This is a genomic window from Pseudomonas sp. MTM4, assembly GCF_019355055.1.
Taxonomy (GTDB): domain Bacteria; phylum Pseudomonadota; class Gammaproteobacteria; order Pseudomonadales; family Pseudomonadaceae; genus Stutzerimonas.
On record NZ_CP048411.1, the window covers coordinates 2,495,977 to 2,508,265 of the forward strand.

At 63.9% G+C, this 12,289-nt stretch carries 12 protein-coding genes; 4 read left to right on the top strand and 8 right to left on the bottom strand.

The features are described 5' to 3' along the window. Positions 1–48: 48 nt before the first annotated feature. The 5 genes from GYM54_RS11470 to gap form a co-directional block, all read right to left on the bottom strand. Positions 49–813, bottom strand: coding sequence for an IclR family transcriptional regulator (locus tag GYM54_RS11470; RefSeq protein WP_197445234.1), 765 nt, complete (start codon positions 811–813; stop codon positions 49–51). Between the two features lie 362 nt (positions 814–1,175). Further along, the gene (locus tag GYM54_RS11475) at positions 1,176–2,678 is read right to left on the bottom strand and encodes a CoA-acylating methylmalonate-semialdehyde dehydrogenase (protein WP_197445235.1); all 1,503 of its coding nucleotides are present in this window, start codon (positions 2,676–2,678) and stop codon (positions 1,176–1,178) included. Between the two features lie 5 nt (positions 2,679–2,683). Beyond that, positions 2,684–3,850 carry an iron-containing alcohol dehydrogenase gene (locus GYM54_RS11480; RefSeq protein WP_131651470.1) on the bottom strand — a complete coding sequence of 389 codons (1,167 nt, stop codon included), beginning with the start codon at positions 3,848–3,850 and terminating at the stop codon, positions 2,684–2,686. Positions 3,851–4,136: 286 nt separating this feature from the next. Next, entirely contained in the window at positions 4,137–4,760 is a 624-nt protein-coding gene (locus GYM54_RS11485; protein WP_197445236.1) for a cyclodeaminase/cyclohydrolase family protein, read from the bottom strand. A gap of 2 nt (positions 4,761–4,762) precedes the next feature. Beyond that, positions 4,763–5,770 carry a type I glyceraldehyde-3-phosphate dehydrogenase gene (gene gap / locus GYM54_RS11490; RefSeq protein WP_131651468.1) on the bottom strand — a complete coding sequence of 336 codons (1,008 nt, stop codon included), beginning with the start codon at positions 5,768–5,770 and terminating at the stop codon, positions 4,763–4,765. A 185-nt stretch (positions 5,771–5,955) separates the two neighbouring features. On the opposite strand from gap, the gene GYM54_RS11495 reads away from it, so the two are divergent. The 4 genes from GYM54_RS11495 to xpt all read left to right on the top strand — a co-directional run bounded on the left by GYM54_RS11495 (position 5,956) and on the right by xpt (position 10,466). Beyond that, the gene (locus GYM54_RS11495; protein ID WP_197445237.1) at positions 5,956–7,491 is read left to right on the top strand and encodes an alpha-amylase family glycosyl hydrolase; all 1,536 of its coding nucleotides are present in this window, start codon (positions 5,956–5,958) and stop codon (positions 7,489–7,491) included. Then, complete coding sequence (locus GYM54_RS11500) at positions 7,491–9,107, top strand: alpha-amylase family protein (protein WP_197445238.1); 1,617 nt, start codon at positions 7,491–7,493, stop codon at positions 9,105–9,107. The genes GYM54_RS11495 and GYM54_RS11500 overlap by 1 nt, the downstream gene beginning before the upstream one ends. A 5-nt stretch (positions 9,108–9,112) precedes the next feature. Beyond that, positions 9,113–9,703 carry a DUF1080 domain-containing protein gene (locus GYM54_RS11505; RefSeq protein WP_231752184.1) on the top strand — a complete coding sequence of 197 codons (591 nt, stop codon included), beginning with the start codon at positions 9,113–9,115 and terminating at the stop codon, positions 9,701–9,703. A 190-nt stretch (positions 9,704–9,893) separates the two neighbouring features. Then, positions 9,894–10,466, top strand: a complete 573-nt coding sequence (gene xpt, locus GYM54_RS11510; RefSeq protein ID WP_131651465.1) for a xanthine phosphoribosyltransferase — start codon at positions 9,894–9,896, stop codon at positions 10,464–10,466. Positions 10,467–10,478: 12 nt separating this feature from the next. On the opposite strand, the gene GYM54_RS11515 is transcribed toward xpt, so the two are convergent. From GYM54_RS11515 to GYM54_RS11525, 3 genes are all read right to left on the bottom strand, one after another. Next, complete coding sequence (locus tag GYM54_RS11515) at positions 10,479–10,997, bottom strand: DNA-binding protein (RefSeq protein ID WP_181104680.1); 519 nt, start codon at positions 10,995–10,997, stop codon at positions 10,479–10,481. A 143-nt stretch (positions 10,998–11,140) separates the two neighbouring features. After that, the gene (locus GYM54_RS11520) at positions 11,141–11,563 is read right to left on the bottom strand and encodes a cytochrome c5 family protein (protein ID WP_131651463.1); all 423 of its coding nucleotides are present in this window, start codon (positions 11,561–11,563) and stop codon (positions 11,141–11,143) included. A gap of 163 nt (positions 11,564–11,726) precedes the next feature. Next, complete coding sequence (locus GYM54_RS11525; protein ID WP_181104682.1) at positions 11,727–12,275, bottom strand: cupin domain-containing protein; 549 nt, start codon at positions 12,273–12,275, stop codon at positions 11,727–11,729. Positions 12,276–12,289 lie beyond the last annotated feature (14 nt).

Genomic DNA, 12,289 nt, shown 5'->3' on the forward strand with positions numbered 1-12,289 from the left:
TATCGAAACAGCCGGCGGAAGCCGCGCAGCGTTCCATTGATCCGCCCATCAACCACTGACGATGCTTTCCAGCTCGTTCGCCGCCGCGCGCAGGCGTGGCACGAAATGTAGCAGCGGCTCCATCGCGCAGCGGATCACCGGGGCATGGGTAAACAGGCAGGCCTTCAGTTCGCCGCGTGCGTCCCGCACCGGCACGGCGCAGGCGACCATGCCGTCGATGAACTCCTCCGAATCAGTGGCCAGATCCTCTTCGCGAATCCGCGCAAGATCGTCGCGCAGGGCGCTGAGGTCGGTGATGGTATTGCGTGCCAGTTGGCGGATCGGCAGACGCGGCAGGATTCGCTCCAGTTGCTCGTTGGGCAGCGACGCCAAGTAAAGCTTGCCGCTGGCGGTGCACCAGAGCGGCGTATGGCTGCCGATGGGCAGGTTGATCTGCAACGGCCAGTTGGTCTGCACACGGTCGAAATAGAGCATGTCCAGGCCATCGGGCACGGACAGTCCGCAGGTCTCGCCGATTTCTTCCGACAGCTGGCGCAGGATCGCCTGGCGCAACGCCTTGTGCCGACCGCTGCCAAGGATGTTCACCGCAGTGGCGTGCAGACGGTCGCCCGGCAGCAAGCCGCCGCGCAGGCCGAATTGCAGGAAGCCCTCTTTCTCCAGCGTTTGCACCAGCCGATGGGCGCTGGCTTTGGGAATATCGAGCTTCTCCGCCAAGGCGCTGGGCGTCAGTGGTTCCGCAGCGCTAGCCACCGCTTCGATGATTTCCAGCACGCGGGTGATGGAAGAGCCTTTTTCACGGGGGGTACTGCGCATCACCTGCCCTGTCGTTGAAGGAATAAAGCGCGCCATGGCGCGACGCGAGTGTATCGACCGGCGCCACCAGCGCAACCGTTGACCCCATTGAGCCGGTCCGTTTGGGCCGAACGATGGGTTACACGCCGGTGGGCTGAAGCGGAACGCCGCCCGACCACCCTACAGAGGGAACTGCCATCACTATCGGGTTCGCTTAGACGCCGCACCCGTAGGGTGGGCTTCAGCCCACCAGCTGCGCGCAACATTCGAATCGGCAAGCGAATCAGAACGAGCGCGCTTCGTCAGCAGTTACGCTTTGCCACTGCCAATCGGTGGGCTGAAGCCCACCCTACGGCCGCCCTCCTTACGGCGATTCCCCCACCTTATTTCATCGTCGGCATCGAAAAATCGGCGCCAGCGCGGATACCCGTCGGCCAGCGCCGAGTCACCGTCTTCATCCGGGTGAAGAAGCGCACGCCGTCCGGACCGTGCATGTTCAGCGGGCCGAAGACCGAACGCTTCCAACCGCCAAAGCAGTGGAACGCCATGGGCACCGGGATCGGTACGTTGACGCCGACCATGCCGACCTGCACACGCTCTTCGAACTGCCGCGCGGTATCGCCGTCGCGGGTGAAGATCGAGGTGCCGTTGCCGTATTCATGGTCGTTGACCAGCTTCAGCGCCTCGTCGAAGGAGCTGACTCGCACCACCGCCAGCACCGGGCCGAAGATTTCCTCTTGGTAGACGCGCATCTGCGGCGTCACGCGATCGAACAGCGTCGGGCCGACATAGAAGCCATTCTCGTAGCCCTCGACCTTGATGCCACGCCCATCGCAGACCAGCGTCGCACCCTCTTCCACGCCGAGGTCGATATAGCCGCTGACCTTTTGCTGGTGCTCGCGGGTGACCAACGGGCCCATCTGCGGCTCGGGTTCGACGCCCGTGCCTGGGCCGGTGCGCAGCTGCGCGATTTCACCCTTGAGCATCTCGACCAGGTTGTCCGCCACCTCGTCGCCGACGCAGACCGCCACGGAAATCGCCATGCAGCGCTCGCCGGCCGAGCCGTAGGCGGCGCCCATCAGCGAGCTGACCACCTGCTGCGGATCGGCGTCGGGCATGATCACCATGTGGTTTTTCGCCCCGCCCAGCGCCTGGCAGCGTTTGCCGTGCGCCGAAGCGGTCGTGTAGATGTACTCGGCGATCGGTGTCGAGCCGACGAAGCTCACCGACTGCACGCGCTCGTCGGTGAGCAGCACGTCCACCGCTTCCTTATCACCGTTGACGATGTTCAGCACGCCGGCCGGCAGTCCGGCTTCGGCCAGCAGCTCGCCGAGCAGCATGGTCGCGCTCGGATCCTTTTCCGATGGTTTGAGGACGAAGGTATTACCGCAGGCGATGGCCACCGGCAGCATCCACAGCGGCACCATGGCCGGGAAGTTGAACGGGGTGATGCCGACGCAAACACCCAGCGGCTGCATCAGCGAGTTGGAATCGATGTCGCGGCCGACGTTGGACGAGAACTCGCCCTTGAGCAGGTGTGGAATGCCGCAGGCAAACTCCACCACTTCCAGCCCGCGGGTGACTTCGCCCTGGGCGTCGGAGAAGACCTTGCCATGTTCCAGCGAGATCAGCCGAGCCACATCATCGCGACGCGCTTCGAGCAGCGTCTTGAAGCGGAACATCACCCGTGCGCGCACCAGTGGCGGCGTCTTCGACCAGCCTTCGAAAGCGGCCTGTGCGGCGGCGATGGCCTCGCGGGTTTCGTCCGCCGAAGACAGCGAAACATACAGGCGCGGCTCGCCCGTAGCCGGGTTGTAGACGGTCGCGTGGCGTTCGGAGCGGCCAGCGACGGCCTCGTTGTTGATCAGGTTGCCGAGGGTCTGCATGGGGCTCACTCCTGGTTCCAGACGGTTTCGTAGAGGTCGATGATTTCTGCTTCGGTGGGCACGCGCGGGTTGTTGCCCGGCGAACCCGAGGCCAGGGCCTGATTCGCCATGGTTTCGCGCAGCTCGAAGAAGCGCTCTCGGGTAATGCCGAACTGCTCAGGGCTTGGCACCTGCAGCTCTTTGTTGATCGCGCGCAGTTCGGTCAGCAGCTTTTCGTTGGCCACTTCGACGCTGTCGTCCTCACCCGCCACGCCCATGGCCCGGGCGCAGTCGGCATAACGCTCGGGTGCGGAGGGAATGGAAAACGCGGTGATTGCCGGCAATAGCATGGCGTTGGACAGACCGTGCGGCACATGGAAAAACGCACCAATCGGGCGACTCATGCCATGCACCAGCGCCACAGAGGCATTAGAGAAGGCGATGCCAGCCAGGGTCGCACCGAGCATCATCGCCTCGCGGGCGTTGCGATTGCCCGGCTCGTGGTAGGCCGCGCGCAAGTTGGGCGCCAGCAGGCGCATGGCTTCGAGCGCCTGGGCATCGCTATAGAGGCTGGCCTTGCGGCTGACGTAGGCCTCGATGGCGTGGGTCAGCGCATCGATACCGGTGTCGGCGGTCACCCGCGGCGGCAGCGAAAGGGTCAGCTCGTAGTCGATCAGCGCGGCGACGGGCATGAAACCGAGGCCCGCGCAAAGCATTTTCTCGTCGCTGGTCTCATCGGTGATGATGGTGAAGCGCGTCGCTTCCGAGCCGGTGCCGGCGGTGGTGGGGATGGCAATCAGCGGCAGGCCGGCTTCGCTGACATCGCGCGGGAAGCGGTAGTCGCGCATCTCGCCACCAAACTTGCCGAGGATGCCGATGGCCTTGGCCGAATCGATCGGACTGCCTCCGCCGAGCGCGATGATCGAGTCATAGTTGCCTTGGCGCACCATTTCGACGCCGGCATGAATCGACGCCGCGGTCGGCTCCGGCAGCGTATCGGCGAAGCAGTCACTGGGAATGTCGGCCTTGGCCAGGGTCTCGCTGATCCGCGCCACGTAGCCCAGCTCGACCATCATCCGGTCGGTGACGATCAGCGGGCGTTTGCAGCCGAGGTTATGCAGCACGGATACGATCTGCTGACTAGCGCCGGCGCCGACTTCCATCAGGCGCGGCAGGACGATGCGATGGCTCATAGTGTTCTCCGGTGGGCCTCGCGAAGCGCTCTATCACGACGTGTATCCGCCAGATAAAGCACTTGCACGAACGATTGCACGGGGAGACTCAGGGTCTCGTTTGTTATTGGGGACGGCTCGCCTCGAAGCCAGACTAGAAGCAGATCGACCAACATTCAAGCTAAAACGAGACATTTTTTCCCAATATAAGACTCGAGTACATGCCAGCTCGCTGACATGAGGCTTCTCGCGCGCAGAGCCGCATCTGCCAGCAAGCTGACTTGCTTGAAGGTTGGTGAACCCCGACTCAGGAATATTCGGGTGGATCGCTGGCGTCGGCCCCAGCCTGGTCGAGTAATTGTTGCAAGACCTTGTCGGCGTCATTCTGCAAGCGTTCGCGCGAGCGTCCGGCCTGTTCGCGCGCCGAGGCGTCATCGAGGCTTGCCATGTCGGCATCGACATTGATCAACGCGGCGCTGAGCCCCGCATGGATGAGCAGCGCGCCGGCCTGCACGTCACTGCGCACCACGGCCGCAACCAGCGGCCAGGCCTCGTTGGCCAGCTCCAGCGCCTCCAGGCAACTGTGCGCGGTCGCCAAGGGCACGGCGCAGGCTTGGCGTGAGGCCGTTTGGAGATCGGCCGTATCGTCGCGGCTGGCGTGCAGATAATTTTGGAAGGCGCGGATATCCGCATCGGCAAACGCGCCGGGCCGGCCGATCAGGCCTTCAGCCGTTTGTAACAACCGACGCCGCGCGGGCTCGCTGCCGCGCGACTCGCTGATTCTCAGTCCCTTGAGCACTAGGGCCAGGCCAATATCCGAAACCACCGCAGCAGCGGCGCCACAGCCTGGTGTAGGCCGATCCGCCGCCGTCGCATCGCGGAAATCGGCCAGCGATAGCCGCCAGACGCTGTCACCAGCTGGGCTATCCATATTCAGACCGTGCCGTTGCCCCAGGCCAGCAGCACGTCGAGCATGCGGTTGGAGAAGGCCCACTCGTTGTCGTACCAGGCCAGCACCTTGACCAGATCGCCCTGCACGCGCGTGTGGCTGAGATCGGCCACGCAGGATGCCGGGTAGCCGAAGAAGTCACGCGAGACCAACGGCAAATCGTTGCACTCCATCACCCCGAGCGGCATCGTCTGCGCGCCGTCGCGCAAGATCTGATTGACCGCCTCGACGCCCGCAGGCGCACGTTCGGCAACGAAGGTGAGGTCCACCAGCGAGACGTTCGGCGTCGGCACCCGCACCGACAGGCCGTCCAGCCGCCCGGCCAGTTCCGGCAACACCAGCCCGATGGCTTTGGCGGCGCCGGTGGTCGAGGGAATCATCGACTCCGCCGCGGCACGGGCGCGGTAAAGGTCCTTGTGTGCCTTGTCCAGCAGGTTCTGGTCGTTGGTATAGGCGTGCACGGTATTGAGCAGGCCCTGACGAATCCCCATCGCCTCATGCAGCACCTTGGCCAACGGCGCCAGGCAATTGGTGGTGCAGGACGCATTGGAAATCACCCGCTGGGTGCCTAGCAGCTCGTGGTTGACGCCATAGACCACGGTCAGGTCGGCGCCATCGAGCGGGTGCGAGGCGAACACCCGGTTGGCTCCGGCCTGCAGATGCTGGTCGACCAACGCGCGCTTCTTGAACTTGCCCGAGCACTCCAGCACCACATCGACGCCGAGCTGCTTCCAGGGCAACTGCGCGGGGTCGCGCTCCTGCAGCAGTCGAATCGATTGCCCACGGATCTGCAGCATGTCCTCGTGCAGGTCGACCTGACCATGAAAGCGCCCGAAGGTGGTGTCGAAGCGCGTCAGATGCGCCATCGCAGCCCGGTCACTGAGGTCGTTGATCGCCTCGATACGAATCTGGCTTTCCAGATTACGTTCGAACAGGGCTCGCAACACGGCTCGGCCAATACGGCCATAACCATTGATGGCAATACGCAACATGGCGGTCTCCCAGACGGTCGTTGAGGCTTGTGCAAGATTAGTCGGACGATCACGGTGGTCGTTCACTGCATCCGAAGAAGATTGCCGAACGGCGAACCCGAGCGGCCCACATCAGTCGTAACCAGACAGGTCCGCCAAGCCGGCCTGCCGGACACCGGAAACGAACACCAGAAAAGGGAACGAGCATGAGCGAGTCAACCCAGCCACCCTGGTGGAAAGGCGCCACCGTCTATCAGATCTATCCGCGGTCTTTCGCCGACAGCAACGAAGACGGCATCGGCGACCTCAATGGAGTGCTGCGCCACCTCAATCACCTGCAGTACCTCGGCGTCGACGCCCTGTGGCTGTCGCCGATCTTCCGTTCGCCGATGCGCGATGCCGGCTACGACATCAGCGATTACTGCGACATCGACCCGCTGTTCGGCTCGCTGGATGATATCGACCGGCTCATCGCAGAGGCGCATGCCCGCGGGATCCGCGTGCTGCTCGATTTCGTCCCCAATCACACCTCCGATCAGCACCCCTGGTTCATTGAATCTCGCAGCTCGCGGGACAACCCGAAACGCGACTGGTACATCTGGCGCGACGAGCCGAACAACTGGCGCGCCGCACTCAACGCCGGCAGCGCCTGGACCTGGGACGAGCACAGCCAGCAGTACTACCTGCACCTGTTCCTGCCCGAGCAGCCGGACTTGAACTGGCGCAACCCCGAGGTGGTCGAGGCGATGCATGGCGTGCTGCGCTTCTGGCTCGATCGCGGCATCGACGGTTTTCGCGTCGACGTCATCCACTGCACCGGCAAGGAGCCGAGCTTCGCCGACGATCCGCGCTGCCTGGCCGGCCAGCCGCTGGTGGAATTCAACGACCAGCCTTACAGCCACGAGGTATTGCGCGGTTTGCGCCGGCTGGTCGACAGCTATCCCGGCGAGCGCGTGCTGGTCGGCGAGGTCAACATCCGCTCCACCGAACGGGTCCTGCAGTACTACGGGGCCGGCGATGAGCTGCACATGTCGTTCAATTTCCAGCCGCTGGACGCGCCCTGGGAGCCGGTGATGTTCCGCACCTGCATCCGCGATGTCGAGGCGCTGCTGAAACCGGCCAACGCCTGGCCGACCTGGGTGCTGTCCAATCACGACAACCAGCGCCAGCGCAGCCGCTATCAGGGCTCGCTGCGTAGCGCCCATGCCGCCGCGGTATTGCTGCTGACCCTGCGCGGCACGCCGTTCATCTTTCAGGGCGAAGAGCTAGGCTTGGAGGACGCGCTGATCGCGCCGGACGAGCAGGTCGACCCCGGCGGCCGCGACGGTGGTCGCGCACCGATTCCCTGGCTGGCGGCGGCCCCGCACGGCTGGGACGGCGCCGAGCCCTGGCTGCCCTTTCCGCCGGAAAGCGACGAACTGGCGGTTGAGCGCCAGCTGCGTGCGCCCGGCTCGACCCTCGAGCTCTACCGCCGCCTGATCGCCGCGCGCAAAAGCAGCCCGGCGCTGCTGCACGGCGACTGGCACGAACTGCCATCGCACCCGAACGTGCTGGCCTACAGGCGGCAACTGGGCGATGACCTGCGGGTGATCTGCCTGAACTTCGCCGATGAATCCCATGCCTTTCCGATCAATGGCCACTGGCAGATCGAGATCGCCAGCGACGCCCAGGGCGAAGGCGAACCCTACAGCGGCGAACTGGCGGCAGGCCAGGCGTTGATTCTCAGCCCGGAGGAACACTGATGCGCCCACTCTGGTACCGAAATGCGGTGATCTATCAGATCGACCCGTCCCTGTTTCTCGACATTAACGGCGACGGCTGCGGCGACTTGCGCGGGGTTACCGACCGCCTCGATTACGTGCGCGGCCTGGGCGCGACGGCGGTCTGGCTGATGCCGTTCTACCAATCGCCGTTCAAGGACGCCGGCTACGATGTCAGCGATCACCTGCAGGTCGACCCGCGCTTCGGCGACCTCGCCGACGTGGTGTATCTGCTGGAGAAAGCCGAGGAGCTGGGCCTGCACGTGATGATCGAACTGGTCGTGCAACACACCTCCACCGAGCATCGCTGGTTTCAGGAGGCGCGGCGCGATCGGCAGTCGCCCTATCGCGACTATTACATCTGGGCGGACGAGCCGGACGACAGCATCGAGCCGATCTTCCCCACCATCGAGGACAGTGTCTGGACCTGGGACGAGGAAGCCGGCCAGTACTACCGCCACCTGTTCTACAGCCATGAGCCGGATCTGAATCTGGCCAACCCGAAGGTGATCAAGGAAATCGAACGGATCATCGCCTTCTGGCTGCGCCTGGGTGTTTCAGGTTTCCGTGTCGACGCCGCCTCGCACCTGATCGAGCAGGCCGGCGAAGGCAACGGGGACGGCTACTGGCTGCTCGAACACATGCGCGATTTCGTCACCCTGCGTCGCCCGGAAGCGGTGCTGCTGGGCGAAGTCGACGTCGAGCCGGAGCAGTACCGCGACTATTTCGGCGAAGGCGACCGGCTAACCCTGCTGCTGAATTTCTGGGCCAACAACCACTTCTTTCTCTCGCTCGCCCGCAGCGAAGCGGAGCCCCTTCACCGGGCTCTGGAGCACCAGCCGGAACCGCCCGAGCGTGCGCAATACGCCATCTGGCTGCGCAACCACGACGAGCTGGATCTGGAGCGGCTGACCGAAGAGGAGCGCGAGGAAGTCATGCAGGCCTTCGCTCCCGACCCCGATATGCGCGCCTACAACCGCGGTATCCGCCGTCGTCTGGCGCCGATGCTCGACGGTGACGAGCGGCGTCTCGCCATGGCCCATGCGCTGATGTTCGCGCTGCCCGGTACGCCGATCATCCGATACGGCGAGGAAATCGGCATGGGCGAGGACCTGTCCCGGCCCGAGCGCCTGGCGGTGCGCACGCCGATGCAATGGTCCAACGAGCCCAACGCCGGTTTCTCCTGCGCGGACGCGAAGCAGCTGGCCGCGCCGGTGATCGACGACGGCGAGTTCGCCTATTCGCAGATAAACGTGTACGCCCAGACCCTGCGCGACGACTCCTTGATGGCCAAGACCGGCAACATGATCCGCACCCGCATCGGCCTGCGCGAGATCGGCGGCGGCCAGCATCGTCCAGTCGAGACGGGGTGTCCCTCGGTCTTCGCCATACGCCATGACAACCAGTCAACTGTGCTGATGCTGGTTAATCTGGCAGACCGGGATGTGGAGATCGAAATTGCCGAGCAAGACCTGCAGGACATGGTCGACGTGCTGGCCGACAGCGATTACGAGCAGCCCCAGGGTCATCCGTTACGGCTACGTCTGCGCGGCTACGGCTATCGATGGCTGCGTCGCAAACAGCAGCTGTTTGGCTAACGCTCATGGAAATCCAACTCGATGCCGATGATTGGCGGGGCTGGCATACCGACAACTTTCCCACCGGCAGTTGGCGACGCCACGACGATGAACTTCAGGCTATCGCCGGCGCGCCGCGAGTCGACCTGGTGTCGCGGCGGCGCTATCGCGATTTCGTCCTGCGTTTCGAATTCGCCTTGCCGATCGCCGGAAATTCGGGCGTGCTCTACCGAGTCGAGGATGATGCCGAACAGAGTTGGCACAGCGGCCCGGAGATGCAGTTGCTCGATGATGCAGGCCACCCCGACGGCCGCGAACCCACCACGCGTAACGGCGCGCTGTACGGGTTGCTGGAGGCCAAGCTGGAAACAACTATCGAGCCGGGAGAGTTCATCAGTGCGGCAGTGAGCGTTTGCGAGGGCCATGTCGAACACTGGCTGCGCGGCCGTTGCGTGCTCGGCTATCGGCTTGACGATGCCGACCTGCGCGCCGGCATCGTGCGGAGCAAGTTCGCCGCCTTTCCACGCTTCGCCCAGGCCACCGAGGGCTTCATCGTGCTGCAGCACCATGGCGAGGCCGCACGCTTTCGCCGCTTGTCGATCGAAACGCCGGACTGAAAGCTCCGCTTGGACCCGGGCATGAAATTGAGCGAGAATGCGCGGCTTTCCAGGCAGCGGGACCGCTGGCGAAATGGATGCAGGATCGAAACGGGCTGGGCGCTCGCCATCGTGGCGTAGCGCCCAGTCGCCTTTCGGGACGGCGAATCGTCAGAAGTACCGGGCCGCCCACGCATGAGGTAGCGCGTTTGTGGAACAGCTGAAACAGAAGATCCGCGATGAAGGCATCGTACTGTCCGACCGAGTACTCAAGGTCGATGCCTTCCTGAACCATCAGATCGACCCCGTGCTGATGCAGCAGATCGGCCAGGAATTCGCCCGGCTGTTCCGCGATGAAGGCATCACCAAGATCGTCACCATCGAGGCGTCTGGCATTGCACCCGCGATCATGGCCGGCCTGGAACTCGGCGTACCGGTGATCTTCGCTCGCAAGCATCAGTCGCTGACCATGACTGACCATCTGCTGACCGCCTCGGTGTATTCGTTCACCAAGCAGGTGGAAAGCACCATCGCGATCTCTACCAACCATCTGTCGGCTGCCGACCGCGTGCTGATCATCGATGACTTTCTGGCCAACGGCAAAGCCGCCAAGGGCTTGGTGTCGATCATTCAGCAAGCCGGGGCGAGCATTGCCGGGCTCGGCATTGTCATCGAGAAATCCTTCCAGGTCGGTCGTCAGGAACTGGAAGAAGCGGGCTTCCGCGTCGAATCGCTGGCCCGCGTCGCCGCGCTGGCGGATGGTCAGGTGGTGTTCGTCGAGTAACGACCCTCCGCGTTACTCTCTGCGCCACAGCGTCACCAGCGCGCCCTGGGTCCCGGCGATCGGGTCACTGATCGGTACGCCGACCCGCTCGGCGCGCGCACGCGCCTCATCATGGCTGCGCTCGTCCGGGCGCAGCAGGTCGTACTGCTGCTCCACCGGGTAGCCGCCGACCACCTCGAAGTCTTCGCTCGCGCTCAGCCGACAGTGGCCGGTACCGGCCGGCAGCACCAACGCATCACCCGCACACACCTCGACTTCCTGCCCATGCTCGCCGCCAAGCATCAGCCGCGCCGAGCCCCGCGAAACGCCGAGCACTTCATGGGCGGTGGAATGAAAGTGATGATAGTCAAAGACGCTCGCGCGCCATTGCGCCGGCCACAGATGGCTGTTGAACAGGTTCTCGAAGGCGCTGGCGTAGTCGTTATCGGCCAGCGGTAATTGCCGGTACACCAGCACCGGATGCGGGCTGTTCGGCGTGCGGCCGTCACTGGAAAAATGCAGCTGCTCGGGTTGCGGGGCGGAACTGGGCATGGGCACCTCATGGTCATGCCAAGGGCCGGTATCACGCCGGCCCTCGGAACGGGTTCGTAGATTCGACCCGATGCTCCGCAGCTTTTCTCCCCGCCAGAAACGACAAAGCCGCCCGAAGGCGGCGATGTCTGTCCAGCAGAAGCTTAGAGGCCGGACATGTGCTGGATGGCGGCTTTCAGCTCGTCGTCCGAACAATCGGCACAGGTGCCTTTAGGCGGCATGGCGTTGATACCGCTGATGGCATGCTTGAGCAAGCCATCCAGGCCGCCCGCTGCGTCGGCACGGGCCGTCCAGGCGGCAGAGTCGCCGGTCTTCGGTGAGTTGAGCAGACCGGAGCCGTGGCAGGCGGTGCAGAACTTGCCATAGACGTCTGCGCCACTGCGAGCGGCGCCGCCAGCGGCAGCAGTTGCCGGACCGGCCGCTGCACACTCTTCACCTTGAATACATACTTCGCCTACCGGCTTGAGTCGCTCGGCGATGTCGTCGTTGGTCGCAGCCTGAGCGCTCATTGCCCACAGGGCCACTACGGCAGTCTGTGCTACCAGGATCTTCTTAATCAGGTTCACCTTACACCCTCATGTGGCTAGACACGCCCGCGGCCACGGTTACGCGGGCGGCGGCTAGTATAGCGGCAAGCCATGCTTGCCGAAACAACCCATATCGCGCAGGCCTGCCCAGCGACGCCGTGTCGCACCGCCAGCTCACCTGCGCAAATGCTGCCGAGCAGGTTCAGAAATTCGCGGGCGTGGTCGCGCTGATCAGCTTGGCAGGCGTATCGAACGGATTACGGAAACGATGCGGTTTGCTGCTTTCGAAGTAGTAGCTGTCGCCGGTTTCGAGCAGATAGGTCTGCCCGCTCACCGTCAGTTCCAGACGCCCCTCGACCAACATGCCGGCCTCTTCGCCCTGGTGCGCCAGCATGTCCGTACCGGTATCGGAGCCGGGCGGATAAGTTTCGGAGAGAAAAGCGATGGCCCGTCCCGGATGCGCCTTGCCGACGAGCTTCATGCTCACCGCACCGTCGGAAATATCGATCAGCTCACCCGCCTTGTAGACCACCTGGGTGTCGCCGTCCTGCTCGAAATCGGGTGAGAAGAACTCAACCAGCGACATAGGAATGCCGCTCAGCACCTTTTTCAGCGAGCTGATGGACGGACTGACGCTGTTCTTTTCGATCATGGAAATCGTGCTGTTGGTAACGCCAGCACGTTTGGCGAGTTCGCGCTGGGACAGGCCCTTGAGTTTGCGGATGGTTTGCAGTCGAACGCCGACGTCCAATACGGGAGCCCTCA